This window comes from Rahnella sp. 2050, assembly GCF_040544515.1.
Classification (GTDB): Bacteria; Pseudomonadota; Gammaproteobacteria; order Enterobacterales; family Enterobacteriaceae; genus Rahnella; species Rahnella aceris.
Genome location: NZ_JBEPKE010000004.1, coordinates 92,457 through 118,290 on the forward strand (window position 1 = coordinate 92,457; position 25,834 = coordinate 118,290).

The 25,834-nt window shown below is 53.5% G+C and carries 29 protein-coding genes and 1 pseudogene; 11 read left to right on the plus strand and 19 right to left on the minus strand.

Annotation, left to right across the window (positions count from 1 at the left end; genetic code table 11):
- Positions 1 to 163: 163 nt before the first annotated feature.
- Positions 164 to 784 (minus strand): superoxide dismutase [Mn], encoded by a 621-nt coding sequence (gene sodA, locus ABIC79_RS16520; protein WP_013573393.1) that lies wholly within the window; start codon positions 782 to 784, stop codon positions 164 to 166.
- A gap of 210 nt (positions 785 to 994) precedes the next feature.
- A complete protein-coding gene (fdhD, locus tag ABIC79_RS16525; RefSeq protein WP_013573394.1) occupies positions 995 to 1,837 on the minus strand; it encodes a formate dehydrogenase accessory sulfurtransferase FdhD in 843 nt (280 codons plus the stop codon).
- Positions 1,838 to 1,982: 145 nt separating this feature from the next.
- On the opposite strand from fdhD, the gene fdnG reads away from it, so the two are divergent.
- From fdnG to exaC, 6 genes are all read left to right on the plus strand, one after another.
- A complete protein-coding gene (gene fdnG / locus ABIC79_RS16530; protein ID WP_354567851.1) occupies positions 1,983 to 5,030 on the plus strand; it encodes a formate dehydrogenase-N subunit alpha in 3,048 nt (1,015 codons plus the stop codon).
- A 12-nt stretch (positions 5,031 to 5,042) separates the two neighbouring features.
- Positions 5,043 to 5,954, plus strand: coding sequence for a formate dehydrogenase subunit beta (fdxH, locus tag ABIC79_RS16535; protein ID WP_354567853.1), 912 nt, complete (start codon positions 5,043 to 5,045; stop codon positions 5,952 to 5,954).
- Positions 5,951 to 6,604, plus strand: a complete 654-nt coding sequence (gene fdoI / locus ABIC79_RS16540; protein ID WP_013573397.1) for a formate dehydrogenase cytochrome b556 subunit — start codon at positions 5,951 to 5,953, stop codon at positions 6,602 to 6,604. Before fdxH ends, fdoI begins: the two co-directional genes overlap by 4 nt.
- Entirely contained in the window at positions 6,601 to 7,515 is a 915-nt protein-coding gene (fdhE, locus tag ABIC79_RS16545; RefSeq protein WP_354567856.1) for a formate dehydrogenase accessory protein FdhE, read from the plus strand. The genes fdoI and fdhE overlap by 4 nt, the downstream gene beginning before the upstream one ends.
- 85 nt (positions 7,516 to 7,600) lie before the next feature.
- The gene (locus ABIC79_RS16550; RefSeq protein ID WP_013573399.1) at positions 7,601 to 8,242 is read left to right on the plus strand and encodes a glutathione S-transferase; all 642 of its coding nucleotides are present in this window, start codon (positions 7,601 to 7,603) and stop codon (positions 8,240 to 8,242) included.
- 101 nt (positions 8,243 to 8,343) lie between these two features.
- Positions 8,344 to 9,882, plus strand: a complete 1,539-nt coding sequence (exaC, locus tag ABIC79_RS16555; protein WP_013573400.1) for an acetaldehyde dehydrogenase ExaC — start codon at positions 8,344 to 8,346, stop codon at positions 9,880 to 9,882.
- A gap of 129 nt (positions 9,883 to 10,011) precedes the next feature.
- Here the strand turns inward: exaC and ABIC79_RS16560 are convergent, their stop codons facing one another.
- A complete protein-coding gene (locus ABIC79_RS16560; protein ID WP_013573401.1) occupies positions 10,012 to 11,250 on the minus strand; it encodes an MFS transporter in 1,239 nt (412 codons plus the stop codon).
- Between the two features lie 235 nt (positions 11,251 to 11,485).
- On the opposite strand from ABIC79_RS16560, the gene ABIC79_RS16565 reads away from it, so the two are divergent.
- Positions 11,486 to 12,481, plus strand: coding sequence for an acyltransferase (locus ABIC79_RS16565; RefSeq protein ID WP_013573402.1), 996 nt, complete (start codon positions 11,486 to 11,488; stop codon positions 12,479 to 12,481).
- A gap of 6 nt (positions 12,482 to 12,487) precedes the next feature.
- Here the strand turns inward: ABIC79_RS16565 and ABIC79_RS16570 are convergent, their stop codons facing one another.
- The 5 genes and pseudogenes from ABIC79_RS16570 to ABIC79_RS16590 all read right to left on the minus strand — a co-directional run bounded on the left by ABIC79_RS16570 (position 12,488) and on the right by ABIC79_RS16590 (position 17,164).
- On the minus strand, positions 12,488 to 13,402 hold the full coding sequence (locus ABIC79_RS16570; RefSeq protein ID WP_013573404.1) for a GlxA family transcriptional regulator: 915 nt from the start codon (positions 13,400 to 13,402) through the stop codon (positions 12,488 to 12,490).
- A 47-nt stretch (positions 13,403 to 13,449) separates the two neighbouring features.
- A pseudogene (locus ABIC79_RS16575) lies at positions 13,450 to 13,992 on the minus strand (isochorismatase family protein); the annotation flags it as partial.
- 131 nt (positions 13,993 to 14,123) lie between these two features.
- Positions 14,124 to 14,720: a DJ-1/PfpI family protein gene (locus ABIC79_RS16580; protein ID WP_014411438.1), complete on the minus strand. Its 597-nt coding sequence runs from the start codon at positions 14,718 to 14,720 to the stop codon at positions 14,124 to 14,126.
- Positions 14,721 to 14,807: 87 nt separating this feature from the next.
- Entirely contained in the window at positions 14,808 to 15,839 is a 1,032-nt protein-coding gene (idnD, locus tag ABIC79_RS16585) for an L-idonate 5-dehydrogenase (RefSeq protein WP_013573407.1), read from the minus strand.
- Positions 15,840 to 15,961: 122 nt separating this feature from the next.
- Positions 15,962 to 17,164: a benzoate/H(+) symporter BenE family transporter gene (locus ABIC79_RS16590; RefSeq protein ID WP_013573408.1), complete on the minus strand. Its 1,203-nt coding sequence runs from the start codon at positions 17,162 to 17,164 to the stop codon at positions 15,962 to 15,964.
- 138 nt (positions 17,165 to 17,302) lie between these two features.
- On the opposite strand from ABIC79_RS16590, the gene ABIC79_RS16595 reads away from it, so the two are divergent.
- Positions 17,303 to 17,869, plus strand: a complete 567-nt coding sequence (locus tag ABIC79_RS16595; protein ID WP_013573409.1) for a helix-turn-helix domain-containing protein — start codon at positions 17,303 to 17,305, stop codon at positions 17,867 to 17,869.
- 28 nt (positions 17,870 to 17,897) lie between these two features.
- Positions 17,898 to 18,350 carry a GNAT family N-acetyltransferase gene (locus ABIC79_RS16600; protein ID WP_354567861.1) on the plus strand — a complete coding sequence of 151 codons (453 nt, stop codon included), beginning with the start codon at positions 17,898 to 17,900 and terminating at the stop codon, positions 18,348 to 18,350.
- On the opposite strand, the gene ABIC79_RS16605 is transcribed toward ABIC79_RS16600, so the two are convergent.
- From ABIC79_RS16605 to ABIC79_RS16625, 5 genes are all read right to left on the minus strand, one after another.
- A complete protein-coding gene (locus ABIC79_RS16605) occupies positions 18,334 to 18,816 on the minus strand; it encodes a GNAT family N-acetyltransferase (protein ID WP_354567863.1) in 483 nt (160 codons plus the stop codon). The two genes, ABIC79_RS16600 and ABIC79_RS16605, sit on opposite strands and share 17 nt — an antisense overlap.
- A gap of 14 nt (positions 18,817 to 18,830) precedes the next feature.
- Complete coding sequence (locus ABIC79_RS16610) at positions 18,831 to 19,370, minus strand: hypothetical protein (RefSeq protein WP_013573412.1); 540 nt, start codon at positions 19,368 to 19,370, stop codon at positions 18,831 to 18,833.
- 217 nt (positions 19,371 to 19,587) lie between these two features.
- Complete coding sequence (locus tag ABIC79_RS16615) at positions 19,588 to 20,067, minus strand: Hcp family type VI secretion system effector (protein ID WP_037033840.1); 480 nt, start codon at positions 20,065 to 20,067, stop codon at positions 19,588 to 19,590.
- Between the two features lie 22 nt (positions 20,068 to 20,089).
- Positions 20,090 to 20,281, minus strand: a complete 192-nt coding sequence (locus tag ABIC79_RS16620; protein ID WP_037033839.1) for a hypothetical protein — start codon at positions 20,279 to 20,281, stop codon at positions 20,090 to 20,092.
- A gap of 21 nt (positions 20,282 to 20,302) precedes the next feature.
- Positions 20,303 to 20,953, minus strand: coding sequence for an Ssp6 family T6SS pore-forming effector (locus ABIC79_RS16625; RefSeq protein WP_037033838.1), 651 nt, complete (start codon positions 20,951 to 20,953; stop codon positions 20,303 to 20,305).
- 295 nt (positions 20,954 to 21,248) lie between these two features.
- On the opposite strand from ABIC79_RS16625, the gene yfcF reads away from it, so the two are divergent.
- Positions 21,249 to 21,878: a glutathione transferase gene (yfcF, locus tag ABIC79_RS16630; protein ID WP_013573413.1), complete on the plus strand. Its 630-nt coding sequence runs from the start codon at positions 21,249 to 21,251 to the stop codon at positions 21,876 to 21,878.
- Here yfcF and ABIC79_RS16635 read toward each other — a convergent pair.
- The 3 genes from ABIC79_RS16635 to bhsA form a co-directional block, all read right to left on the minus strand.
- Positions 21,870 to 22,316 carry a GNAT family N-acetyltransferase gene (locus ABIC79_RS16635; RefSeq protein WP_014411441.1) on the minus strand — a complete coding sequence of 149 codons (447 nt, stop codon included), beginning with the start codon at positions 22,314 to 22,316 and terminating at the stop codon, positions 21,870 to 21,872. The two genes, yfcF and ABIC79_RS16635, sit on opposite strands and share 9 nt — an antisense overlap.
- 19 nt (positions 22,317 to 22,335) lie before the next feature.
- A complete protein-coding gene (locus ABIC79_RS16640; protein ID WP_013573415.1) occupies positions 22,336 to 22,971 on the minus strand; it encodes a LysE family translocator in 636 nt (211 codons plus the stop codon).
- Between the two features lie 158 nt (positions 22,972 to 23,129).
- Complete coding sequence (bhsA, locus tag ABIC79_RS16645; RefSeq protein WP_013573416.1) at positions 23,130 to 23,387, minus strand: multiple stress resistance protein BhsA; 258 nt, start codon at positions 23,385 to 23,387, stop codon at positions 23,130 to 23,132.
- Positions 23,388 to 23,790: 403 nt separating this feature from the next.
- Between bhsA and ABIC79_RS16650 the strand changes: the two genes are divergently transcribed.
- Entirely contained in the window at positions 23,791 to 24,039 is a 249-nt protein-coding gene (locus ABIC79_RS16650) for a GlsB/YeaQ/YmgE family stress response membrane protein (RefSeq protein ID WP_013573417.1), read from the plus strand.
- A 63-nt stretch (positions 24,040 to 24,102) separates the two neighbouring features.
- Here the strand turns inward: ABIC79_RS16650 and ABIC79_RS16655 are convergent, their stop codons facing one another.
- The 3 genes from ABIC79_RS16655 to urtE form a co-directional block, all read right to left on the minus strand.
- On the minus strand, positions 24,103 to 24,456 hold the full coding sequence (locus ABIC79_RS16655) for a hypothetical protein (protein WP_217217098.1): 354 nt from the start codon (positions 24,454 to 24,456) through the stop codon (positions 24,103 to 24,105).
- Positions 24,457 to 24,485: 29 nt separating this feature from the next.
- Positions 24,486 to 24,902 (minus strand): DUF2442 domain-containing protein, encoded by a 417-nt coding sequence (locus tag ABIC79_RS16660; RefSeq protein ID WP_013573419.1) that lies wholly within the window; start codon positions 24,900 to 24,902, stop codon positions 24,486 to 24,488.
- A gap of 233 nt (positions 24,903 to 25,135) precedes the next feature.
- Positions 25,136 to 25,834 carry an urea ABC transporter ATP-binding subunit UrtE gene (urtE, locus tag ABIC79_RS16665; protein WP_112197281.1) on the minus strand — a complete coding sequence of 233 codons (699 nt, stop codon included), beginning with the start codon at positions 25,832 to 25,834 and terminating at the stop codon, positions 25,136 to 25,138.

Here is a 25,834-nt window from a genome sequence, read left to right on the forward strand (position 1 = left end):
ATTTTTGATTAATGCGAGCGGGGTCTAATAATGGTGGGAAACGGAAGAATAATTCGCTGTAAAACAGTGATCATGCATACAAATTCAGGACATAAAAAAGGCGGGTCACTGACCCGCCATTGGCGAAAACATCATCATGCCCGCGAAGGGCGGCAGTGCGAAATTACTTCGCTTCAGCCAGACGTTTTGCTGCTTCGTCCCAGTTTACAACAGCCCAGAAGGCTTTGATGTAATCAGGGCGTTTGTTCTGATATTTCAGGTAGTAAGCGTGTTCCCACACGTCCAGGCCCAGCAGCGGGTAACCGGAAGCGCCGGAAATGGCTTCGCCCATCAGCGGGCTGTCCTGGTTAGCAGTAGAAACAACCGCCAGTTTGCCGTCTTTCAGCACCAGCCATGCCCAGCCTGAACCGAAACGAGTGGTCGCTGCTTTCTCAAAAGTTTCTTTGAAAGCGTCAACGCTGCCGAAATCGCGTTCGATCGCAGATTTCAGTTCGCCCTGCAGGGTGGTGCCGGTTTTCAGGCCTTTCCAGAACAGGCTGTGGTTAGCGTGGCCGCCTGCGTTGTTACGCAGTGCAACTTTCTTGTCTGCAGGAACCTGATCCAGTTTGGTGATCAGTTCTTCAACCGGCAGTGCAGCCAGTTCCGGCAAGCTTTCCAGCGCAGCGTTAGCGTTGTTCACGTAAGCCTGGTGATGTTTAGTGTGATGGATTTCCATCGTTTCTTTGTCGAAATGCGGTTCGAGTGCGTCGTATGCGTAAGGCAGTGATGGCAGTGAATAACTCATGTTCATCGTCTCCATAGTGTAGGGCGGCACCGTCATTGTGAGCACCGCGTAATCAGTCGGATCATTATAGTTAATTAAATGATATTGAAAATGATTATCTATGCTCCATGCTTTGTGCGGGTACTCGTAAGCGCCTGTTATACGGGGCTTAGAACCAGATAACCGCAAACAATCCTAAATTGTCTAAAGGCACGCGGTGCTTAGAGAGAGTTAACGTAACCGCTGCGGATGCGTATACACCGTTGCCCGTCCCGGTTTACTGAAACCGACCAGCGTCAGATTGCATTTTTCGGCAACGTCGACTGCGAGCGTGGTGGCGGCGGAGACGGCAAACAGGATTTCGATGCCGCACATCGCGGCTTTCTGCACCATTTCATAGCTGGCGCGGCTTGATACCAGCGCGGCGCCGGATATCCAGTCGTTTTGTCTGGCACGCATACCGAGCATTTTATCGAGCGCCACATGACGGCCCACATCTTCGCAGCCACCCAGTAATTCACCTTCCGGCGTGATCCACGCGGCGGCGTGGGTACAGCCGGTGAGCTGGCCGATTTCCTGCACGGATTTCAGCTGGTGCAGCGCGTTGTCCAGATTTGCCAGATCAAAGGTTTGGCTGAACGGCAGCGGCGCGAGCGGGCGGAATAAATCGCCTAACTGTTCGATGCCGCAGACGCCGCACCCGGTGCGGCCTGCCATGGCGCGGCGGCGTTCTTTCAGCCCGGCGAAACGGCGGCTCGATAATTCGATGTTAACCTCAATCCCGTTACAGTTTGGTGTCACCTCCATCCCGTAAATATCACTGACCGATTCAATAATCCCTTCTGACAGCGAAAAGCCCAGCGCAAAGGCGTGCAGATCTTTCGGTGAAGCCATCATGACCACATGCGAAATGCCGTTATAAACCAGCGCAACGGGCACTTCCTGAGCAATCCAGTCATCTTCCGGCTCATTGAGATGTGCGCGCTGCATCACCGTTTTTTGGCTGGCTCCGATGATCTGAGTCACTTTTTTGTCATCTTTTTCGCCCAGTTCGTTTACTTGATGGACATCCATTAGCAATAACCTTATAAACATTCCGGCTACATAAGCCGTACAAAAATTATGGGTACTTGGCTTTAATTTTAACGCTTCCGCATCAGCTGCGGAAAGCGCCAATTTGAAAAGCAATGTGTTAACAGATGATGGGAAGGAGTCTTTCATGCAAGTCAGCAGAAGACAATTATTCAAAATATGTGCGGGTGGTATGGCCGGCACCACGGCGGCATTATTAGGATTTACTCCTACCATGGCGCTGGCGGAAACCCGCCAATACAAACTGCTTCGCTCCCGTGAAACCCGCAACAACTGCACTTACTGTTCCGTAGGTTGCGGAATACTGATTTACAGCCAGGGCGATGGAGCGAAAAACGTCACTGAAAATATCTTCCACGTAGAGGGTGACGCCGATCATCCGGTCAGTCGTGGCTCGTTGTGCCCGAAAGGCGCAGGCGTGCTGGATTACATCCACAGCGAAGGCCGTCTCAGATATCCGGAATACCGCGCTCCCGGTGCCGATAAATGGCAGCGCATCACGTGGGACGAGGCGATTTCCCGTATCGCCCGCCTGATGAAAGATGACCGCGACGCCAATTTCGTCGAGAAAAATGAAAACAACGTGACGGTCAACCGCTGGCTGACCACCGGCATGCTGTGTTCTTCTGCGGCCAGTAATGAAACCGGTCTGCTGGATCAGAAATTCACCCGCGCACTGGGTATGGTGGCGATCGACTGTCAGGCCCGTCTGTGTCATGGCCCGACCGTGGCGGCATTAGCGCCAACCTTTGGTCGCGGTGCGATGACGAACAACTGGGTCGACATCAAAAACGCCAATGTGATTTTAATTATGGGCGGAAATGCGGCAGAAGCGCATCCGGTCGGATTCAAATGGGTGATTGAGGCCAAAACCAAAAATAACGCTAAAGTCATCGTCGTCGATCCGCGTTTTAACCGCAGTGCTGCGGTGGCCGATATCTACGCGCCGATTCGCGCTGGTTCTGACACGGCCTTCCTGCTCGGCATGATCAATTATCTGATCACCCACAATAAAATTCAGACCGAATACGTCCTGGAATACACCAATGCCAGCCTGCTGGTACGTGAAGATTATGAATTCAACGACGGTCTTTTCAGCGGTTTTAACGCGGCGAAAAAATCCTATAACAAAGAAAGCTGGCACTATCAGCTGGATGAAAAAGGCTTCGCGAAACAGGATAAAACGTTGCAGGACCCGCGCTGTGTCTGGAACTTGCTGAAAGAGCATGTTTCCCGTTACACGCCGGAACTGGTGGAACGTCTGTGCGGTACCTCGAAAGAAGATTTCCTGCTGATCAGCTCCATTCTGGCGGAAACCTGCGCGCGCGATAAAACCTCGACCATTTTGTATGCGCTGGGCTGGACGCACCATACCGGCGGCGCACAAACCATCCGCTGTGCGGCGATGATCCAGTTGCTGCTTGGTAACATTGGTATGCCGGGCGGCGGCGTGAATGCCCTGCGTGGTCACTCCAATATTCAGGGCTATACCGACCTCGGTTTGCTGTCGCTGAACCTGCCGGGTTACATGCCTTTGCCGTCGGAAAAACAGACTAATTTCACTGATTATCTGCATCAGATTACGCCCGCACCGCTGGTGGACGGACAGGTCAATTTCTGGAAAAACACGCCGAACTTTTTCGTCAGTATGATGAAAAGCTTCTGGGGCGATCACGCCACGGCGGAAAATGACTGGGGCTTTGACTGGCTGCCGAAATGGGACAAAAGCTACGACGTGCTGCAACAGGCCGAGCTGATGACCGAAGGCAAGCTGAACGGGTATATCGTGCAGGGCTTCAACCCGCTGGCGGCCTTCCCGGACAAAAACAAATCCTCGCGTGCACTCTCGAAACTCAAATATATGGTGGTGATCGACCCGCTGGTGACTGAGTCCTCAAACTTCTGGCAAAACCACGGCGCGATGAATGACGTGCAGACCGCCGATATACAGACCGAGGTGTTCCGTCTGCCGTCTTCCTGTTTTGCAGAAGAAAACGGTTCGATTGTGAACTCCGGCCGCTGGCTGCAATGGCACTTCCAGGCCTCTGAGCCACCGGGTGAAGCGCTGCACGACGGCAAAATTATCGCCCGTCTGTTCATGAAACTGCGTGAGCTGTACCAGAAAGAGGGCGGTGCCAATCCGCTGCCGGTAATGAATATGGCGTGGGATTATCAGGATCCGCTCGACCCGCTGCCGGAAGAAATCGCCCGCGAAGCCAACGGCAAAGCGCTGGCTGATATTCATGATGACCAGGGCAATCTGCTGGCGAAAAAAGGCCAGCAACTTTCGACGTTTGCCCATCTGAAAAATGACGGCAGCACCGCCAGTTTCTGCTGGATTTACACGGGAAGCTGGACGGAAGCCGGTAACCAGATGGCGCGCCGCGATAACGCCGATCCTTCCGGTCTGGGCTGTACGTCCGGCTGGGCGTGGTGCTGGCCGCTCAACCGCCGCATTCTGTATAACCGTGCGTCCGCTGATCCGCAGGGCCAGCCGTGGGATCCGAAACGCGAAATCATCCGCTGGGATGGCGCGAAGTGGATTGGTTTTGATGTCCCGGATTACAGCACCGCCGCGCCGGGGTCCGGTGTCGGGCCGTTCATCATGCAACAGGAAGGCGTCGGCCGTTTATTCGCCACTGACAAAATGGCCGACGGCCCGTTCCCTGAGCATTACGAACCGATCGAATCGCCGATTGGCACTAACCCGTTGCATCCGGCGGTGATTTCCAATCCGGTCGCGCGCATTTTTGCCAGCGATTTGCCGAATATGGGCACCGCCAAAGACTTCCCGTATGTGGCGACCACCTATTCGATCACCGAATTGTTCCGCCACTGGACCAAACACGCGTTGCTGAACGCCATTGCGCAGCCAGAACAGTTTATCGAGATCGGCGAAGGTCTGGCCGCCTCGAAGGGTATTGCGCAGGGCGATGAAGTGAAAGTGTCTTCGAAGCGCGGATTCATCGTGGCGAAAGCCGTGGTGACCAAACGCATCCGGCCACTGACCATCGACGGTAAGCACGTTGATACCATTGGCATCCCTTGCCACTGGGGCTTTGAAGGCGCGACGCGTAAAGGTTATTTAGCCAACACGCTGACGCCGTCAGTCGGTGACGCTAACTCGCAAACGCCGGAGTTTAAGGCGTTCCTGGTTAACGTGGAAAAGGTCTAACGGAGGCGAATTATGGCAATGCAATCACAGGACATACTTCGTAAGTCCGCAACCAACGGGTTCACGCCAGCGCCGCGTGCCCGTGATTATCAGCAGGAAGTGGCGAAACTCATCGATGTCACCACCTGCATCGGCTGTAAAGGCTGTCAGGTCGCCTGTTCCGAATGGAACGACCTGCGCGATGACGTCGGGTTTAATACCGGCGTTTACGATAACCCGATGGATCTCAGTGCGAAATCCTGGACGGTGATGCGTTTCTCCGAAGTGGAACAAAACGGCAAGCTGGAATGGCTGATCCGCAAAGATGGCTGCATGCACTGCGCCGATCCGGGCTGCCTGAAAGCCTGTCCGGCGGAAGGCGCGATTTTGCAGTACGCCAACGGCATCGTCGATTTTCAGTCAGAACATTGCATCGGCTGCGGTTACTGCATCGCCGGTTGCCCGTTCAACATTCCGCGCATCAACAAACAGGATAACCGTGCCTACAAATGCACGCTGTGCGTTGACCGTGTGAGCGTCGGCCAGGAACCGGCCTGTGTGAAAACCTGCCCGACAGGTGCGATTCATTTTGGCACTAAAACCGCGATGCAGGATTTGGCTGCAGAACGCGTCAGCGAGCTGAAAGGCCGCGGGTTTGAACATGCCGGTTTATACGATCCGCAGGGCGTTGGCGGCACGCACGTGATGTACGTGCTGCATCACGCCGACAATCCTGAGCTGTATCACGGCCTGCCAAAAGATCCGGCCATCAGCGCGGCGGTTACCTTGTGGAAAGGTGTCTGGAAACCGCTGGCCGCCGTCGGCTTTGCAGTGACCTTCGCCGCGGCGGCATTCCACTTCCTCGGCGTGGGGCCGAATTACGTGAAAGAGGAAGAGCATACGGAAGGGGAAGATAAACATGACGATGAGGAGAAACGACCATGAAAAAAGAGAAGTTAATCCAGCGCTATAACCTGGTGGAACGTCTCAATCACTGGATCGTGGCGTTTTGTTTTGTGACGCTCGCGCTCAGCGGCATCGGCTTCTTTTTCCCGTCGTTTAACTGGCTGATGAACGTTTACGGCACCCCGCAACTGGCGCGTATCCTGCACCCGTTTTTCGGCGTGGTGATGTTCGTCTCTTTCCTCGGTATGTTCTTCCGCTACTGGAAGCACAACCTGCCGGAAAAAGATGACATTGTGTGGGCGAAAAATATCGGCAAAGTGCTGACCAATCATGAAGTCGGCGACACAGGCCGCTATAACTTCGGCCAGAAATGCGTGTTCTGGGCGGCGATCAGTTGCCTTGTGCTGCTGATGGCGAGCGGCGTCATGATCTGGCGTCCGTGGTTTGCTGGTTACTTCCCGATCCCGCTGATCCGTCTGGCGCTGCTGGTGCATTCACTGGCCGGTATTGGCCTGATTCTGGTGATCATCATGCACGTCTACGCGGCGACCTGGGCGAAAGGGTCGATTTCGGCCATGACCGGCGGCAAAGTGCCCGCGTCATGGGCGAAGTATCACCATCCGCGCTGGTATCGTCAGGTGCGTGCTGAAGAGCTGAAAAAAGAACAAGATAAGAGGAAAGCCGGATGAGCATCCAGATTGTTCAACAGGACGAACTGACAGACGATAAAACCACGGCGGGGAACATCCCGCCGGTACTGTTCGCCAACCTGAAAACACGGTATCAGCGCCGCGCCGATCGTCTGCGCGCGCTGGCTGAAAACAGCCCGCTCGACGGATATCTGAACTTTGCTGCGGCGATTTGCGACGCCCAGCAGCGCGTGCTGAAAGAGTTTCCGCTCAGTATCGACCTGAGTGGCGAATTAGAAAAAGCGGCCGGTAAACCGCCACTCGACTGCCGTCTGTTTCCGCGCACGCCGCACTGGCTGACCTTGCTGGATGCGCTGATCCTGGTGCTCAAACATGGCGCATCAGAGCCGGTGTCCGGCGTACTTGAGCGCCTCGAACATTCCCCGAGCCTGCAGCGGGAAATGATGGCGACGCAGTTGCTGAATCAGGATTTCAAACACGTTCCGGCCGATGAAGCCCCGTTTATCTGGGCCGCATTGTCGCTGTACTGGGTGCAGATGGCGGCGCAGTTGCGGGGTGTCGGGCGGGCGGATTATGGCGAAAATCGTCAGTTCTGCCCGGTATGCGGCAGCGTGCCGGTTTCTGCGGTGATCGCGTTTGGCGCCCACAGCGGCCTGCGCTATCTGCACTGCAATCTGTGTGAAAGCCAGTGGCATGTGGTGCGCGCCAAATGTAGCAACTGTGATGAAATGGAGCATCTGAACCTTTGGTCTATCGACGATGAGCAGGCGACGGTGAAAGCCGAAGCCTGTGACGATTGCGGCGCTTACCTGAAAGTGATTTATCAGGATAAAGATCCGCAGGCAGACGCCGTGGCGGACGACCTCGCCACGCTGCTGCTCGATGACCGGATGGAAGATAAAGGTTTTTCCGGCAGCGGTATCAACCCGTTCCTGTTTCCCGCCGGGTAACCTGTAAATCTGGCAGCCGTGACTGGTAAACCCCGGCATGGCTGCTAGCTTTAAAAGAGGTTCCGGCGAAAACGAGGAGGGTCTGATGAAGTTGATCGGTAGCTATACCAGCCCGTATGTGCGCAAGATTTCGGTGATGTTGCTGGAAAAGGGCATCCCGTTTGATTTCATTAATGACACCCCCCACGAACCTGGCTGCAAAATCACGCAGTACAATCCTCTCGGAAAAGTCCCCGCGCTGGTCGCCGATGATGGCGAAATTTTCTATGATTCCCCGATCATTGTGCAGTTCATCGAACTGATGAATGTCGCGCCCACGCTGTTGCCGTGGCAGCCGCTGGAAGCGTTACGCGTGAAGCAAATTGAAGCGCTGGCCGACGGCGTCACTGATGCTGCCGTGGCGCTGGTGCTGGAAGGCCGCCGCGATGCCGATAAACGTAACGAAGCCTGGGTTTTGCGCCAGCGGGAAAAACTGCTGCGCGGGCTGGATGCGCTGGAAAAGCATGCGGCAAACCGTACATTGCTCAATTCTGAAAGCCTCAACGTGGCCGATATTGCCGTCGCCTGTTGTCTGGGCTATCTCAACTTCCGGCGTATTGCGCCGGGCTGGTGTGTCGAGCATCCCGAACTGGTAAAACTGGTTGAACGCCTGTTTCAGCGCGAGAGTTTTGCGCGCACCACACCCCCCGGAAGTGGTAACGCCAGCTTTGCAGCGAAAAAGGTGTGAGGCCGCTCGAAGACTTCTCTTTACAATCTGCCGGTGAGATTTTTAAAGCCTAAGCTTTGTGCAGCGCTCTGCTAATCCCTGTTGCATAAAGGAGTTCCATCATGGCCTATGATAAAAATCCTCATGCCGTCAAACCGGAAGAATACGGTTTCCCGCTGAAACTCAAAAAACAATACGACAACTTTATTGGCGGTGAATGGGTCGCGCCGGTAAAAAAAGAGTATTACGACAACCTGACGCCGGTTACCGGCGAAGTGCTGTGTAAAGTAGCCAGTTCCAGCACCGATGACGTCGATCTGGCGCTGGATGCCGCCCATCAAGCCAAAGACGCATGGGGAAAAATGCCGGTGCAGCAGCGTGCAAACTTACTGCTGAAAGTCGCCGATCGCATGGAACAAAATCTTGAACTGCTGGCAAATGCCGAAACCTGGGATAACGGCAAACCGATCCGCGAAACCAGTGGTGCAGACGTGCCGTTAGCCATCGACCATTTCCGTTATTTCGCCTCCTGCGTACGCGCACAGGAAGGCGGGATCAGCGAAATCGACAGCGAAACCGTGGCCTATCATTTCCACGAACCGCTGGGCGTGGTGGCACAAATTATCCCGTGGAATTTCCCGCTGCTGATGGCGTGCTGGAAAATGGCACCGGCGCTGGCGGCAGGTAACTGCATCGTACTCAAACCGGCCAAACTGACGCCGCTGTCGGTTCTGTTGCTGATGGAACTGGTGCAGGACATTCTGCCTGCTGGCGTCATTAACGTGGTCAACGGCGCGGGCGGGGAAATCGGCGAATATCTGGCGACCTCCAAACGTATCGCCAAAGTCGCTTTCACCGGTTCGACGGAAGTCGGCCAGCGGATCGCCGGCTATGCTGCACAAAACCTGATCCCGGCTACGCTGGAACTGGGCGGTAAATCGCCGAATATTTTCTTCGCCGACGTGATGGATAAAGAGGACGAATTCTTCGACAAAGCGCTGGAAGGGTTCGCGCTGTTTGCCTTCAATCAGGGCGAAGTCTGTACCTGTCCGAGCCGTGCGCTGGTGCAGGAGTCCATCTACGAACGCTTTATGGAACGGGCAATCAAACGCGTGGAAGCGATCAAAACCGGTAACCCGCTGGATATGGAAACCCAGATGGGCGCGCAGGTGTCTGCCGGACAGATGAAAACCATTCTGGATTACATCGAAATCGGTAAAAATGAGGGCGCGGAAGTCCTGACCGGCGGTGCGAAGAAAAAACTTGAAGGTTCACTGAACGAGGGTTATTACCTGCAACCGACCATCTTGCTGGGTAAAAACAACATGCGCGTCTTCCAGGAAGAAATTTTCGGACCGGTGCTGGCGGTAACGACATTCAAAGATATGGATGAGGCGCTGCAAATCGCCAACGATACGGCTTACGGGCTGGGGGCGGGTGTCTGGAGCCGTGACGGCAACGTGGCGTATCATATGGGGCGCAACATTCAGGCTGGCCGTGTCTGGACCAACTGCTATCACGCCTATCCGGCACATGCGGCATTCGGCGGTTACAAACAATCCGGTATCGGGCGCGAAACCCATAAGATGATGCTGGATCACTATCAGCAAACGAAATGTTTACTGGTGAGTTATTCGAGTAAACCGATGGGGCTTTTCTGATTCTGAGTTGCCATTAATACCCCACCCCAGCCCTCCCCTTCGCAGGGGAGGGAGCAGGTCGGCGTTTTTACTCCTCCCCCTGCGAAGGGGGAGGCGGGGAGGGGGTTTTGCAGGCGACTCAGATCGAAATCACACCACGCTGTTCGGCGGCAGCACCACCTGACGGCTGCGCAGGAAAACCACCACCAGCGCCAGCCAGGCGAGGCCGCTGATCAGGTTGAACATGTTAAACATCCCCGCACCGCCTTCGACATAAGCCACTTTTGCCAGCTCAATCCCAACCGTGAAAATCATCATGCTGATAACGCCCATGGCGGCGGAGACAGTCCCTTTGCTCATGTCGCTGGAGAACAGCGTCAGGCGGTACAAACCGGCATTCGCCACACCAATTCCGAACGCATACAGGCTCAGACCGGCGGTCATCCACAGATAGGCATGCGCAGAAAACATCGTAGCCACCGCAGCGATCAGCAAACCGACCACCATCGGGCCTGCGCCCAGTTTAATCAGATATTCGACGGTACGTTTGCCCGTCAGGCGCGCCAGCGTAACGTTACCGATAATCAGTGCGCCGAAAATCGGCACCTGTAACAGGCCATAATCGTAAGCGGCTAAGCCTTCGCCGCTGATTAAAATCACCGGCGACTGTGCAATCCATGTCAGCAACGGCAGGCTGGCAAAACCAATCGCCAGCGCGCCGCATACGAACTGACGGTTCTTCAGCACGTGCTTGTAATCGCGCAGCAGGCTTGGCATCGAGAACGGTTCGCCAAGGCGGGAAGCTGTTTCCGGCATCGATTTCCACAGTCCCCACAGCGCGATAGCGGCGAGCACGGCGAAAATTACAAACATCGACTGCCACGGGGCAATGTGGATCAGCGCCGCACCGGCCAGCGGCCCGAGCAGCGGGGCAATCAGCGCGACATTCGCCATCATGGCCGTGATTTTAATACACACCGATTCTTCGAAAGATTCCTGTATCGCCGCGTAGCCGACCGCGCCGATAAAGCACAGGCTGATGCCTTGCAGGAAACGCATCACCATAAACTGTTCAATGTTTTGTACGAACAAAATGGCCAGACAGGTGATGATGAAAAAGCTCACGCCCGCCAGCATGACCGGACGACGCCCGCGCCTGTCTGACAGTGGCCCGAGCAGCCATTGCAGGAACATGCCGCCAGCCAGATAAGCGGTCATGGATGTTGGCACCCATTCTTCCCCGGCATTAAAATTAGCCACGACGGCCAGCATGCCCGGTTGGATCATATCGTTACCGATATAAGTCGCGAATTCGAACAGCACCAGGCACAGAGGGAACAAAAGCGCCTGCCGACCCAGAAGGGACGCAGTATTTGGAGAATTATGCATTTTAGTTATTCACAGACGTAAGGCTAATCGGTTGAAAATTAGCAGAAAATAAGAGACTGTCCGGGCGGGTTTCGCAAGCGAGGCAGTAATGCTGGCTATTTTGCCGATTATTTGAGCGCAACGCAATCTTCAGATTCACGTTCAGCACAATCTGAGAACGGCACTTTTACCTTGTTAGCCCTCCAAAAGCTGGCTACGCTGCCAACAACCATCGGTAAGAAGGAAATTGCAGGGAATGAGCCAAAAAATCAGCTGGATAGATAATCTGCGTGCGCTCGCCTGCATGATGGTGGTGATGATCCACGCCAGCACCTCGCTGGTGGTCAATTTCGCTGCGGTCCATACCGCTGAATGGACAGTGGCAAACCTGCTCAATTCCGCCTCGCGCGTCTGTGTGCCGCTGTTCTTTATGATTTCCGGTGCGCTATTTTTGGGTGAAAAAAGTGCGCAAAAACGGCATTTTTGGCGCGTCACATTATGTTTGCTGTTCTACAGCGCCGTCTCGCTGATGTATATCCTCACCATGACAAAAATAGGATTTTGGCCGTCTTTGCGTCTGATTGTGGAAAAACCGGTGTTTTACCATCTTTGGTTTTTCTACGCCATTATCGTGATTTACCTGATTTCCCCGCTGATTAACGTTAAAGCCGTATCCGGCAGATACCTGCTGATCGCCGGAACATTGCTTGGCGTCCTGGCGAATCCGCAACTGCCTGCCGTGACATGGCAGAAAATCCATCTTTTGCCGCTGGATTTATACATCAGTGGCGATACCTTCTATTACGTGCTTTACGCCCTGATGGGCCGCGCCATCAGCCAGCTCAATACTGAAAAAATGGTAATCACGCTTACCGCCAGCGCCCTGTTTATCCTCAGCACGCTGGCGATTGCCACGGGTACGTACCGGCAGATGCAAATTAACCAGAATTTCGCCGACACTTTTTACGTCTACAGCGGCCCGCTGGTGTTTATCTCCGCCATCGCGCTGTTCGTGGTGTTCAAAAACGCGCTGACACACCGCATGCTGCCGGGATTTGCCCTGATCTCCCGTCATTCCCTGGCCATCTACGGCTTTCATGCACTGATCATCATTGGGCTGCGCAGCCAGCATCTCGACTTTCCGCAATATCCGCTGCTGAACATCGCCTTTTTGTTTATCTGCGGACTGGGTGGTGGATTATTACTGGCGATGGGGCTTGGGAAAATAGACCGGCGGAATTGGGTGAGCTGAATCCCTTTAACGCCACCGCTCCTGCGCACGGCGCAATTGTCTTGCGGATGAAAATCCGGCGGCGAGGGCGGCTTTTTCGATGCCTGATCCCTGCTGAAGGCGCTGTTGCGCCACGGCGATACGCAGTTGCTCGTGGTAGTCACGCACGCTGATACCCAGATGCTGGCGGAACAAACGGGTGAGGTGGCGTGCGCTGATGTGCGCTCTGGCAGCGACCTCTTCCACCTGCCAGGCGGATTCCGGTTCGGCGGCCATCAGATTTTGTGCGCGGTGAACGGCGGGGTGCAGATGATTACGGTAACGCAGCCACGGAGAGAGTTGCGGATCATCACCGCCACGACGAAAATAGACCACCATTTCGCGGGCGACATCCAGCGCCGCCTGTGGCCCCAGATGCGTGGCGATCAGGTGCAGTGCCAGATCGATACCGGCGCTGATGCCCGCGCTGGTCAGCACGGAACGGTCTTCAACAAATATCCGGTTATCTTTTACCTGTGCGGCGGGGACCTGCTGGCGCAACTGCCCGATCACGTCGTGATGTGTCGTGCACTGATAGCCGTCGAGCAGCCCGGCTTTTCCGGCCAGCAGGCTGCCGGAGCAGATACACACCAGCGTTAAATTCCCCGCTTCAATGGCGCTTTTCTGCTGATGCAGCCAGTCGCAGGTCGTCTGCGCCACCATTGAGCTGAAGTTTTCAGCGGATTCCGCCACGCCCGGCATGATCAGAATGCTGCCCTCTGGCAGGCTTTGCGGCAGTGGCTGCAAATGGCTAACCATCAGGCCGGTAGACATCATGACTTCCGGCTGCGGCCCGATGTAGTGCAGCCGGAATTGCCCGCTCAGGCGCAGCGCTTCCGCCGGGCCGGTGAGATCTAACGACATCACGCCGGGGAGCGTCACAAAGTAGACATTTCGCTGCATAGTGCTTCATCCGTCCGCAGGGGAAAACGCTATCTTCACACAACGCGGTCAAGTTCCGCCAGCGCACCGGTCACGTCGGTGAGGGTGGCAAAGCGGTCGTCGAGCACCAGTTCGGTACGCAATTTGATCTCCTGCGCGCTCAGCGTGAGTCCGCTGGCGTGGGTCATCGGGAAGGTCAGTGTCGCTTCGGTGACAAAAGTCACCGAATAGCCGAGGTCGGACGCCACGCGGGCCGTGGTTTCGCAGCACTGCTCGGTACGCATACCGGCGATAATCAGATGCGTGATGCCTTTATCGCGCAGCCAGCCGTCGAGGCCGGATTCCGTCAGGGCATTGTGGACGTGTTTATGGACGACATGTTGCGGCTGGTGTGTGAGGAACGTCATCGGCGTGACCAGACCGGAAGCCAGCGAAAAGTCGCCATCAGGATTGACGTGAAACACGTCGATAACCGGCACGTTGCGGGCCTGACAACCATCAATCAGGCGGGTTAAGGCTGCGCTGAAAGCCGGTAAATCATCCTGCTGCCAGAAGTCTTTATGTTCGAAGGAACGTTGAACGTCGATATTTAACAGGGCGCTTTGGGTCATTTCCGGACTCCATCTGGTGAGTGTGAAGCCAGTGTGCGCCTGAATTGAAATGAGAAGAATGCCAAAAACGGACATGATGCTGACCAGGGCGGACGACCTGCGCCATCCGCCGTCGGTTCAGAATTTTTTGATCAAAGCTTCTGATCGGCGCGCCAGTGGTGATAGTCGATATGGTCGGCCTGGAAATTGGTCGTTTCAGCATCGCCGGTCAGGCGGTACGCAAGCTGAAACGCAAAATCAAACGCCAGCCCTAATCCTTTGCCGCTGAGTAAGTTGCCGTCTTCCACAAAAGACTGATTGAGGTAAACGCCGTCTTTCACGTCTTTGTATAAATCGCCGGAACAGACATAGCGACGACCTTTCAGCAGCCCGTTTCCGCCCAGTACGCGCGCGGCAGCGGAGCACAGCGGGCAAATCAGTTTCCCGGCGTCGTCATGACGGCGGACAAATTCCACCACCTCTTTACTGGCCGCCAGCGCCACTGAACCTTCCGGCCCGCCGGGCATTACCACGGCATCGAATAAACGATCACCCTGCGCGGACAGCAGTTCGTTGGCCTGCATCTGAATGCCGTGATAGGTGCGCAGCGTCAGGCTTTTCTGGCAGGCTAATGTGGTGACCTGAATCTCCAGCCGCTCGAGAATATCGAGCACAATTACCGCTTCACCTTCTTCAAATCCGTCGGCCAGCAGCAGAGCGACCTGCTTTTTCGCGTTGTCCTTTACCATAATGCAAATGTCCTCTGAGGATAAAAATCAGAGGACATAATAAAATGAAACGGTGTTTTGATATTGTGACTGGTATTGCAGACCCGGTTAGAAAACCAGTTGCACTTTCGAGGCTTTGGATTTATCCAGGGCGTACTCCAGCGCTTCCACCAGGCTTTCCTGCGGGAATTCCGCCGACAGCAGCGGCATCGGATCGACCGTTTTATTCGCCAGCCATTCGACCGCCGTGTTGAATTCTTCGGTGAAGCGGAAGCTGCCGACCCAGTTAATTTCTTTGGCAATGAGCATCATCAGCGGGAATTCATTCACCACCGGTCCCATGCCGACCTGAACCAGCGTGCCGCGCGCGCGGGTCACTTCCAGACAACGGCGGATGGAAGACGGATGGCCGGAGGCATCAAAGGAGACATCGAAAAAGCCTTTCTCCGCCTGATATTCACTGAAATCACCCTGTGCGGCGTCCAGCGCTTTACCTGCACCCACCGCCAGTGCCAGCGTGCGGCAACGTTCGCTCGGGTCCGTCACCACGATTTGCGCGGCGCCTTTGGCTTTCGCCGCCAGCACGATCAGGCAACCGATCGGACCGACGCCGGAAACAAACACCGTTTTGCCATGAATATCGCCTGCCTGATTGACGGCATGAATGGCGACGGCCAGCGGCTCGGCGAACACCATCAGACGGTCACTGACCTGATTGTCGTAAGGAATGCACTGGTTGCTGTCGACGATCTTATACTGCGTAAACGCGCCATTGATGTGCGGGAAATACATCGCGCTGCCGAAGAATTTCATGGTGGTGCACTGATTTTCGTCGCCGGAAAGACAGTATTTGCAGGCTTTGCACGGCTTACTCGGGTTCAGCGCCACTTTCTGACCAGGCTGCAAACGCGGGTTATCCGATTTCTCCACCACACCCACCACTTCGTGGCCGAGTACCATCGCCTCGCGCACTTTGAAATCACCCACCGCGCCGTGTTCATAATAATGCAGATCCGAGCCGCAGATGCCGCCGCGGGTGATTTTCACCAGCGTACCTGCTCCGGTGTAGTCGAGGGTCTGGTTGATCACCGAAACGTCTTTTTTCCCGGTTACGACGCAGGATTGTGTGGCAATAGTCATGGAATTCTCGCTCTTTAAAGGGCCTGATTGCGCCCAGTAAAGAGGGTTTGCCGGTCATAAAATGTGATCGTCGTCACTTTGCGTCGTGTTACGAAAACCTGTTACCCATAACTTGAACGGACTCAACTTTTCCCGGCAGATTTATCACGATTGCGCGCCGGAATGCTGAGGATCAGATGGGTTATCACACCACCGGCCAGCCCCCAGAATGCCGAACCGACTCCCAGCAGCGTGACGCCGGAAGCGGTGATCAGAAACGTAATGATTGCCGCGTCGCGCTGACGCTCATTTTCCAGCGCGCGGTACAGGCTGCCAGCAATGGTGCCGAGCAGCGCCAGCCCGGCGATGGTGTGGATCAGCGCCTCCGGTAACGCAGTAAAGACCATGCCGATGGAACCGCCAAACACGCCCGCAATCAGATAGAAAACGCCTGCCGAGACGGCCGCCATATAGCGTTTTTTGGGATCAGGATGAATATCCTCACCCATACAAATCGCGGCGGTAATGGCGGCGATACAGATGGTAAAACCGCCGAACGGCGCTAAAACTAACGCAGTCAGCGCTGTCCAGGAAATCAGTGGCGAAACGGGCAGATGATAGCCGTGCGCTTTCAGTGTGGCGATGCCCGGCGCATTCTGTGAGGCCATGGTCACCACAAAAAACGGAATGCCAATGCCGATAATGGTGGAAAGTGTGAAATGCGGCATCACAAACGCCGGTGCGGCGAAGGTCAGCGTCTGACCGTGCAGGGCAATATCACCCTGTAATGCGGCGACGATCAGCCCGGCAACCAGCGCCATTACCACCGCATAGCGCGGCAGGGCGCGTTTTGCCAGCAGATACACCAGACACATGGTCCCTGCGAGGGCAAAATTGCTTTGCAGTGAGGTAAAGGCGTTCAGCCCGAAACGCAACAGAATACCGCCGAGCATCGCCGCTGACAGCGCCTGAGGAATGTAATGCATCAGTCTGGCGAATAAGCCGGTCACGCCACACAGCAGGATCAGCCCGGTGGCAAACACAAATACGCCAATGGCTTCGTTAAGCGAAGTGCCGGGCAGGCTGGTCACCAGCAGCGCCGCACCGGGCGTTGACCAGGCCGTCACCACCGGCGTGCGGTAATACAACGATAGCCCGATGCTGGTAACGCCCATGCCCAGCCCGAGCATACTCAGCCAGCCGCCAATCTGCGCTACGCTGGCGCCCGCCGCTTCCGCCGCCTGAAAGATAATCGCCGCGGAGCTGGTATACCCGACTAAAACCGCGACAAATCCGGCGATTACCGCCGAAAACGTTAAATTCTGCAAACTGAGACGCGAGGCCATGGGCGAAATTCCTTCTGGTTAGCGGACGCTGGCGGTATGCTGTTGTGCGTTATAGCGCACATCTGCTGCGCTCAAGATATCACTGTGCGTTATAGCGCACAATCGCGATCGGTAAAAACGATTGCCAGAGGAGTCAGGATGCAGGAACTCACCCACCATATTGGCAGCCAGCTGAAAGCCGTGCGCAGCGAACGCGGCTGGAGTCTCAGCCAGACGGCAGAACATACCGGCGTCAGCAAGGCGATGCTCGGGCAAATCGAGCGCGGCGAATCCAGCCCGACCGTCGCGACGCTGTGGAAAATCGCCAGCGGCCTGAATGTTTCGTTCTCGGAATTTCTCGAAACGCCGCCCGCGCAGTCAGCGGCGTTGCATCGCCACGGCTTACTGACTACGTTCAACAGTGACACTTCGGGCATGCGCGTGGTGCCGTTGTTTCCGTTCGATACCACGCTGCGTATGGACATGTTTGTTATCGATCTCGAGCCGGGCGGATGCAGCGAATCCACACCACACGAAGCCGGAGTGATTGAGCATGTGATTGTTATCGAAGGTGAACTGACGCTGACGGTTGACGGCGTGACGCGTGTGCTCAGCGCCGGTGAAGCTTTGCGTTTTGTTGCCGATTGTCCGCACGCTTACCGCAATGAAAGCGGTCATTCCGTGCGCTTCCACGACCTGATACATTATCCGCAGTCACGCCCGTAACGTTTTCATTTCCTGAGGAGAATGCCCGATGAGCCAGCCGCACGATGTGATGATCCGTCTGTTAACCCCCGCAGACCGCGAAGGTTGGGAAGCGTTATGGCGTGATTATCTGGATTTTTACCAGTCGGAGCTCGATCCGGCGCAATTTGATTACACTTTCCAGCGTTTATCACAGCCTGATTACGCCAGCATGTTTGGCTATGTGGCGGAGTACGAGGGAAAACTGGTCGGGCTGGTGAACTGTATCAATCACGATCATGGCTGGCACATGCAGCAGGTGGTGTATTTGCAGGATTTGTACGTTGACGACCGCGCCCGCAAACTGGGGATCGGGCAAAAACTGATTGAAGCGATTTATGCTTACGCCGACGAAAACAATAAAGCCAACGTCTACTGGACTACCCAGACCTCAAATCATACTGCCCGCAAACTGTATGATCGTATTGGTACGCTGACCGAATTTATTAAATATTCCCGTTAAGTGGTTTACGCATATTCATTTTCGTTGTGACGTAACCGAGGCTGGCGTACAGCGCCTGCGCACCGGGATTGCTGGCAAAGACATTCAGTTCAATTGCCACACAACCCTGTTCCTGCAGGCGTTCTTCCATCAATCTGAACGCTGCCGCTGCATGACCCTGACGGCGAAATTGCGGATACACCGTCAGTTCGTACACGAACGCGCTGCGCACGCCATAACGTTCCACATTGGAAAACCATAAATAGCCCGCTGTTTCGCCGTTCTCTTTGGTTTTAATCTCAAAAAGATACTGATCCGGCGTATCAGTACCTTGCGGCAGTGCACTTTGCGTAGAACTGCGAGCCCGTTCCAGCGCGGTATCCGCCTGCCAAAGACCGGCTGTTACGTTCTCTTCTGCATAATCTTTTGCCAGCTGTTCTGCGAAACCCTGGTAAAACGCAGCACTCATCGGCGCTAAAATAGTCATCCTTTCCCTCTGATTTATTTGTTGTTTTCCGGCTTCTTATAAGGCGTGACGTAGCATTCGCTGATGGTGGTGGAATGACTTTCCATCTGCGTGATGATGTAGCCTTTATCGGTCAGCGCCACTGAACTGTAGGGCGTTTCATTATTTTTATCTGAAATCACGTCTTCAAAAGACTGAATGATTTTGGCTTTTTCACTGGCGCGCGTCGGATCATCCATCCCGTCGACCCGGATCATCGCCTGTTTAAACTGATTACGGAATCCTGTTTTCCCCGCCTTGCTTTCAATCACGGCCTTGATGTTCACCGTGATGTCATTACCGAGCAGAAATAAGGTGTTGCTCTGATAAACCAGCACATTCTTGCGTTTCGAAACCACGAAGCCGTTCTCGATAACTTTCATTTTGCTGTTGTTGGCGTAAGTCACATCATCCAGGCAAATGGTTTTATCGCCGACCTTAAACTGGCTGAACCGCGCTTTGATTTCTTTCGGCGTAGATGCCGCCTGCGAGCAGAGCGGTGCAAGCAGCAAAAGAGGTAAGAGCCATGACTTCATAGGAGTTTCCTGAACAGGTGCTGAATCAGCCGACATAACAGCAGTATAGGGAGACGTGCGCAGGATGCGAACGTTTATCTTTGGCGGACCTCATACTTATTCATTGCTACAATGAATAAGTATGAGGTGGGTTGGAGGCGTAAAAATGCCGACTTTATATGTCGTTTTTGGATTTCCGAAGCAGAGATGGAGGCTGTAGTGGGTTGTCGCCGATCTATTAGGCGGTTATGCGTTCATTCCAGATATCTTTATAAATGATATTCCCGTTTACATACTTCCATGTAATGCTTTCATAGCGTAGCTGGATAGTTTCAAAATGTGTCCCAGTCTGGTTGCCTGGGTATAAATTGGGTGCAATGGATGTAACTTTTACATTTTCCAAAATGATATTGAAGTATTCGGCTTCTATTCCCGCCTCAAGAATATGATACATTTTGATTGTAGCAGACTTCAGCGTTTGTCCTTCACTCAGTGCTCGATACAAAAGCGGCGTTGTCCTATCGAATTCTTTTTGCAAGGTGATCGGAGAATGTATTCGTGTCCCTGTTAGTTTACCCGTGTTTCTGTCGGCTGGGATATGCATATTATGAGTCACTGATTTTAACTCTATCGCCCCTTCTCTGCCTGAAACCAACGAACCACCAACAATGGGTGAACCATCTACTCCGGTTAGAAATAAATATGCCGGATTTGACATGAAATATCCTTATTTTTAATGTTTAGTTATCTTGTGGGTAATATTTATCGACTAGTTTACCAATAATCCATATGACAAATACCATAGCTGAAATGGCGAGCAATCTCTCCAGCCAGGTATCAAAATAAAATACAAAGAATAACGAAAACCAGACTGATGCACCGCCAAGGATAGCGCCTATTTGACCTACTGCAGCATTTGCAGCTTTCTTCATAAAACTGGGTTTCTTATCCACTTATCCACGGCCTCCAACTTTTGAATCTACAATTTTTAGGATCTTATCAAACGCGGGAGAGCCTTGTTGGTGTCGAACATACAGGGCGTCAACAAAAGGTGACAGGGCAGGCTCGAACAGGAAATAAAGCAGATCATAATCTTTTAACCGCAAAATAGCGTAGAGTTCAGGCACTTCCACGCTCAGCTTTTCTGATGCCCGAATGCAGCGTTCTTTCATTCCTCCGACTAATAATATGTTTCCAATGACCCCGCCTCTTACTTTCACAAAAAAGCTTGTTCCTTGAGCTATCGCGATAGCAACTTTCCCGGCAATAACTGTATTAGTTGCAGTTCTGCCGACAACTGAGAAAACAGAGCGGCTGTATGTTTTGTTTTGTTCGCTTTCTGAAACGTATTTATTGAAATCGTTAAGTATAGTTTGTATCGCGTCCGTAATCCGATCATGTTCCAGTATTCCACGTTTAATCGCTTCTATTATTCTTATTGTTTCTGTTTCATGCGCGTGGTATGAATCTGTATCAAAAAAACCATAGGCAAGATATCCAAGATCAACTGGCACGGAAAGTATTCCATGTACCAAACCAATAGCTGAATCAGGGGAAATAATTATGTCGGCAATGCGCTGTGCTATCTCTTCTGAATTATCCATAATGCGCCCTTTGAAGTCCGTTTGTTTGGCGGTTTTTTAGAGGATATATTGACTTAAGCCAAATGGCAATGGTTAAAAAACGTGCGAAAGTTTGGTGCGGAAAATATCTTGTTTAATCAGTTTCTCAAAATTAGCTTAATGTATAAGATGATGTACGCATTCTTTAGAATGAGAAAATTTGCCCGTATCCCAACAACTCCACTCGGGTTTATCATCTGAATGAGTTTTTAACGACACCTCCCTCTTTCTGCGCTATGTTTTTCTTCCTTTGTTTTATTTCTTTCAGGAGTTTGCCATGAGCCAGCCTTCGCTGATTTTGTATTCCGATGCCAATTTTTTCAGCCCATACGTGATGTCTGCTTTTGTCGCGCTGACCGAAAAAGGCATTCCCTTTGAACTGGAAAAGGTAGATCTGGCTAACGCGGAAAACCTGAAGGAAAATTATTCGGCGATTTCCGTCACCCGCCGCGTACCGACATTAACCAATGGCACGTTTGTGTTATCCGAGTCTTCTGCGATTGATGAATATGTCGAAGAGTTGTTCCCTGCGCCCACGTTCCCGGCCATTTACCCGGCTGACCCTGAAAACCGCGCCAAGGCCCGTGAAGTACAGGCATGGCTGCGCAGCGATCTGATGCCTATTCGCGAAGAGCGTTCAACGGAAGTGGTGTTTGCCGGTGCGAAACGTCCGGCGCTCAGTGCAAGCGGACAGCAGGCGGCTGAAAAATTGTATGCCGCCGCAGCGTTTTTACTGGGCGACAAAGAATATTTATTTGGCGAATGGTGTATTGCGGACGTGGATCTGGCGCTGATGCTTAATCGTCTGCATCTGAACGGCGATCCGCTGCCGGAGAAACTGGCCGCTTACGCAGAGGCGCAATGGCAGCGGCCATCGGTGAAGGAATGGCTGGCGCTTTCAGCTTAACGTTTTTGTCAGAAAGAACCGCGTATGCGTCGAGGGCGCATCGTCCGGCGCGCGGGAATCAGGGATGTAATCCTCCAGCGCCATTTGCATGCTATAGCCCATACGTTCGTAGAAAGGCCGCGCCTGGAAACTGAACGTATCAACCAGCGAGTAACGGCAACCCCGTGCTTTGGCTTCCTCTTCCGCTTCCCTGATGAGCTGCGTGCCGACATCTTTGCCGCGCAGCGTTTCATCGACCCACAGCATCTTTATGTACATCCAGTAGCCGACGGTTTCAGCCACGATACCGGCCAGTTTCTTGCCATTCTCATCTTCCACGAAAATGCCTAACTCGCGGAAGGTCGGTTTCGGGATAAAGTTTCTGTTGAAATCCCGCAGTGCCGTTTTGATCTCCTCGAGATCGCTTTCGGTCGGGGCATGGGTGAGACGAGTCTTCATGACATTTTTCCTTTTTCCGTTAACGTTTTGTCGTAGCGAGGCGAACTGCAAAAGCGATAAACACGGTGCCGGTGAGCCGGTCCAGCGTTCTGACCACTGCCGGACGGCGCAACCAGCGCGACAGCGGGCGGGTGGCCGAAATCATGGTGACCGACCATAACGTCCCGATCACCGCATGCATGGCCGCGAGGCCGAAAATGTACGGCCCGACCGGATAGCCGGTGGCGACGAACTGCGGCAGGAAAGAGACATAAAACACACCGACTTTCGGGTTAAGCACGTTGCCAAAAAGGCCTTTAACGAACGGCGAGTTCCCGATGCGTAAGGCGGTGCGGCGGCTTTGCGGCGCATCCATGTTCATTTCGTTGCGGGGTTTGAACAACATCTGCAGGCCGAGCCAGGCCAGATACGCGGCACCGATCCATTTCAAGACATTGAAGGCGATTTCAGAGGCAGCGAGCACGGCGCCAAGGCCAAGTGCTACCATCGCGCCCCAGACCAGACAACCGGTGCTGATGCCAAAAGCGGTGGACAGCGCCTTTTTACTGCCCTGACTGGCGGCAGTGCGCAGCACCAGTGCGGTATCGAGACCGGGGGTGAGGGTTAAAATGCCAGCGGCAAGCGCGTAAGAAAGCAGGGATTCGGTAACGGTCATTGGCTTTTCCTGATGAGCGAAAAAACCAGAATAGTGAAGCGGACGGCAGAGATGCAATCGCGAATTTAAATGAAATTCGGCATAAAAATACTGGCAAATAAAAAAGCCTGTGGAAGTCGGGCTTCCACAGGCTTTTCAGAGGGTTTTCTCGCAGACGATTATTTGTAGATTTCAGCGTCAGCGTGCAGTTTGTTGTTCCCGGTCACGGAGATGATGCGGTAAGAAGAGGCACCGGCATCTTTCGCTTGTTGTGAAAGTTTCGCTTCCAGGCCACTGATAGAGGTGGAGTTGGCGGCGGAAATCACCCCAATTTTCTGCATGTCACTTGATGGCTGAGTAATCTGCTGAGCCGCGAAGCTGCCGAAAGAAATCAGGGAAAGGGTTGCAGCTACAGCAAAAATTTTGACGTTTTTCATGATGATTTATCCATTCAGGTTATGAGAGTGAAAGGTGGTTGCCTTTCGATGAATGTATAATAGGCGTGATACCCGGAGATGAAAAACGGATTGATTTGAGTATCTTGTTCAAAATATTTGGTCTACTTTTTACGCAATTTTACGTGCGAATGCGGGTAGCTGACGAAACCGCATTCGTGCTGACACAGCCTGAAACTGCCTTAGGTTTCTCTGCATTTCTTCCCTTCCTGCTGATTTTGGGCGGTTTTGTAGAAAGGGTGCTAGACTTTATCTGCAGTTCAAGAAGAGGGCGTTCGTGCAAAACACACGTTCTGCTCGCAGAGCCTGAAACGTTCTGCTCTTGTTTGGCTAATTTGGCTGAACAATATTCACGGTAACGGAAATTTATTCGGAGGAGTCGAAAATGGGAATTTTATCCTGGATTATCTTTGGTCTGATTGCAGGTATTCTGGCGAAATGGATCATGCCGGGCAAAGATGGCGGCGGATTCATTCTGACCGTAGTCCTGGGTGTTGTAGGTGCCGTTGTGGGTGGTTATATCAGTACTTTCTTCGGTTTTGGTCGCGTAGACGGATTCAACTTCGGCAGCTTCGTGGTCGCCGTGATTGGTGCGATCGTCGTACTGTTTATCTACCGTAAAGTCAGAAGCTAAGGTGTCGACCTTAGGTTGAGATGTGAAAAGCCGCGCAAGTCGCGGCTTTTTTGTGTCTGTTAATCACTCCACCGGCGACGTCGGCAACCGTACGATGTCCTGATTATCATTACCCATCCAGTAAACGCCTTCCTTCGCCCAGAACGGTCCTTCGATAAAGTCGAGCAGGTCGGAATACTCTTCGTAAAATTGTTTGCCGTCGCGGTTGTAGACACGCATATAGCCGGAATAATGCCCGCCGTCGCCCGGCATGGTCATGCGCGGAATAAATTCGAAAGTTTTATACTCGCGCACCACATACTGTTTGTTCGGACTCCATTGCTCGGAGACGAGTTTCCCTTGTTTCCACCACTGATGGCCTGCGGCGATCACCGCCAACAGCACCGCCAGCATGATCCAGCGCTTGCGCTGACGCATCAGAGCTTCCTGACTTTTGATTTTGGGCATTAACGTAACTCTGTATTTTTACGCGGACGTCCGCCTTTTTTACCATTTTCCCGGCTGGCACTGGCTTTAACGGCGCTGCGCATGGCACCGTTAATTGAGGCAACAATTTTCTGTAAGTCGCTGGCATCAAAAAGAATTTTTGCAAGTAATCCCGGCAGGTAAATATCCACATTACAGGCCGGAATACGCAGTGCTTTGCTGAAACCATCGACTGCTGCGGTGTTCAGTTGTTCCTGCGTCGCGTGCTGAAGTTCTTCAATCAAATCAATGTTAATAAGATACCCGACGCCGTTGCCGTGCATGATCATAAAGGCATGTTGTTCAGGACGGTATTCGACCGAAACAGGGCGGGAAGGGTCATTAGCCGTTTGCTCCCCGCGCTTTAACGCCGCATCAAATCGTGTCATTGGTGCCATGGATCTTCTCCCATTCAGCATTGAGCGTGACGATATTTGCTTCTAAGTAACGAAACAAAGCTTTGATCTCCGCGTCGTAAATGAACATGGCGCGGCAGGTGATCATGGCTGTAAACCATAATCAACCATCCTGAAAAGCGGAGAATTGTGGGCATGAGTTTATCCATAAACCTAGCAGTTAGGTTTATGGTAGACCTGAAGGGATGAATTAGCGAGCGTTACTTTATCAGGGACTAAATCGCCACCAGCCCGCGCACGCCTTCCGCCTCCATTTCTGCCCCGCGCCCGCGTTTCACAATGCTGCCGCGCGACATCACCAGATAGCTGTCGGCCAGTTCGGCGGCGAAATCGTAGAATTGTTCGACCAGCAGGATTGCCATGTCACCGCGGGCGGCGAGCTGTTTGATCACCGCACCGATTTCTTTAATCACCGACGGCTGAATGCCTTCGGTCGGTTCGTCGAGGATCAGGAGATTCGGTTTGCAGGCCAGCGCACGGCCAATCGCCAGTTGTTGCTGCTGGCCGCCGGACAAATCCCCGCCGCGGCGATGCTTCATTTCCAGCAAGATCGGGAACAGATGGTAGATTTCATCCGGCACCTGTTTAGCATTGCTGCCGGAAAAACGCGACAGCCCCATCAGCAGATTTTCTTCCACGGTCAGACGCGGAAAAATTTCGCGTCCCTGCGGGACATAGGCAATGCCCGCCTGTACACGCTGGTGCGGTTTTCGGGAATTGATCACCTGATCCTGCCAGGTGATGGTGCCGGATTTCGCCGGTATCAGCCCCATCAGGCATTTGAGCAGCGTGGTTTTTCCGACGCCATTACGCCCGAGCAGGCACGTCACTTCGCCGATTTTTGCCTCAAAAGACAGGCCGCGCAGAATGTGGCTGCCGCCGTAAAACTGATTCAGTTCATTTACCTGCAACAT

What these genes read in the sequence shown, in the direction of transcription:
- sodA (WP_013573393.1), bottom strand. Translation starts at nt 784, where the DNA reads ATGAGTTATTCACTGCCATCACTGCCTTACGCATACGACGCACTCGAA.
- fdhD (WP_013573394.1), bottom strand. Translation starts at nt 1,837, where the DNA reads ATGGATGTCCATCAAGTAAACGAACTGGGCGAAAAAGATGACAAAAAA.
- fdnG (WP_354567851.1), top strand. Translation starts at nt 1,983, where the DNA reads ATGCAAGTCAGCAGAAGACAATTATTCAAAATATGTGCGGGTGGTATG.
- fdxH (WP_354567853.1), top strand. Translation starts at nt 5,043, where the DNA reads ATGGCAATGCAATCACAGGACATACTTCGTAAGTCCGCAACCAACGGG.
- fdoI (WP_013573397.1), top strand. Translation starts at nt 5,951, where the DNA reads ATGAAAAAAGAGAAGTTAATCCAGCGCTATAACCTGGTGGAACGTCTC.
- fdhE (WP_354567856.1), top strand. Translation starts at nt 6,601, where the DNA reads ATGAGCATCCAGATTGTTCAACAGGACGAACTGACAGACGATAAAACC.
- ABIC79_RS16550 (WP_013573399.1), top strand. Translation starts at nt 7,601, where the DNA reads ATGAAGTTGATCGGTAGCTATACCAGCCCGTATGTGCGCAAGATTTCG.
- exaC (WP_013573400.1), top strand. Translation starts at nt 8,344, where the DNA reads ATGGCCTATGATAAAAATCCTCATGCCGTCAAACCGGAAGAATACGGT.
- ABIC79_RS16560 (WP_013573401.1), bottom strand. Translation starts at nt 11,250, where the DNA reads ATGCATAATTCTCCAAATACTGCGTCCCTTCTGGGTCGGCAGGCGCTT.
- ABIC79_RS16565 (WP_013573402.1), top strand. Translation starts at nt 11,486, where the DNA reads ATGAGCCAAAAAATCAGCTGGATAGATAATCTGCGTGCGCTCGCCTGC.
- ABIC79_RS16570 (WP_013573404.1), bottom strand. Translation starts at nt 13,402, where the DNA reads ATGCAGCGAAATGTCTACTTTGTGACGCTCCCCGGCGTGATGTCGTTA.
- ABIC79_RS16580 (WP_014411438.1), bottom strand. Translation starts at nt 14,720, where the DNA reads ATGGTAAAGGACAACGCGAAAAAGCAGGTCGCTCTGCTGCTGGCCGAC.
- idnD (WP_013573407.1), bottom strand. Translation starts at nt 15,839, where the DNA reads ATGACTATTGCCACACAATCCTGCGTCGTAACCGGGAAAAAAGACGTT.
- ABIC79_RS16590 (WP_013573408.1), bottom strand. Translation starts at nt 17,164, where the DNA reads ATGGCCTCGCGTCTCAGTTTGCAGAATTTAACGTTTTCGGCGGTAATC.
- ABIC79_RS16595 (WP_013573409.1), top strand. Translation starts at nt 17,303, where the DNA reads ATGCAGGAACTCACCCACCATATTGGCAGCCAGCTGAAAGCCGTGCGC.
- ABIC79_RS16600 (WP_354567861.1), top strand. Translation starts at nt 17,898, where the DNA reads ATGAGCCAGCCGCACGATGTGATGATCCGTCTGTTAACCCCCGCAGAC.
- ABIC79_RS16605 (WP_354567863.1), bottom strand. Translation starts at nt 18,816, where the DNA reads ATGACTATTTTAGCGCCGATGAGTGCTGCGTTTTACCAGGGTTTCGCA.
- ABIC79_RS16610 (WP_013573412.1), bottom strand. Translation starts at nt 19,370, where the DNA reads ATGAAGTCATGGCTCTTACCTCTTTTGCTGCTTGCACCGCTCTGCTCG.
- ABIC79_RS16615 (WP_037033840.1), bottom strand. Translation starts at nt 20,067, where the DNA reads ATGTCAAATCCGGCATATTTATTTCTAACCGGAGTAGATGGTTCACCC.
- ABIC79_RS16620 (WP_037033839.1), bottom strand. Translation starts at nt 20,281, where the DNA reads ATGAAGAAAGCTGCAAATGCTGCAGTAGGTCAAATAGGCGCTATCCTT.
- ABIC79_RS16625 (WP_037033838.1), bottom strand. Translation starts at nt 20,953, where the DNA reads ATGGATAATTCAGAAGAGATAGCACAGCGCATTGCCGACATAATTATT.
- yfcF (WP_013573413.1), top strand. Translation starts at nt 21,249, where the DNA reads ATGAGCCAGCCTTCGCTGATTTTGTATTCCGATGCCAATTTTTTCAGC.
- ABIC79_RS16635 (WP_014411441.1), bottom strand. Translation starts at nt 22,316, where the DNA reads ATGAAGACTCGTCTCACCCATGCCCCGACCGAAAGCGATCTCGAGGAG.
- ABIC79_RS16640 (WP_013573415.1), bottom strand. Translation starts at nt 22,971, where the DNA reads ATGACCGTTACCGAATCCCTGCTTTCTTACGCGCTTGCCGCTGGCATT.
- bhsA (WP_013573416.1), bottom strand. Translation starts at nt 23,387, where the DNA reads ATGAAAAACGTCAAAATTTTTGCTGTAGCTGCAACCCTTTCCCTGATT.
- ABIC79_RS16650 (WP_013573417.1), top strand. Translation starts at nt 23,791, where the DNA reads ATGGGAATTTTATCCTGGATTATCTTTGGTCTGATTGCAGGTATTCTG.
- ABIC79_RS16655 (WP_217217098.1), bottom strand. Translation starts at nt 24,456, where the DNA reads ATGCGTCAGCGCAAGCGCTGGATCATGCTGGCGGTGCTGTTGGCGGTG.
- ABIC79_RS16660 (WP_013573419.1), bottom strand. Translation starts at nt 24,902, where the DNA reads ATGGCACCAATGACACGATTTGATGCGGCGTTAAAGCGCGGGGAGCAA.
- urtE (WP_112197281.1), bottom strand. Translation starts at nt 25,834, where the DNA reads ATGTTGCAGGTAAATGAACTGAATCAGTTTTACGGCGGCAGCCACATT.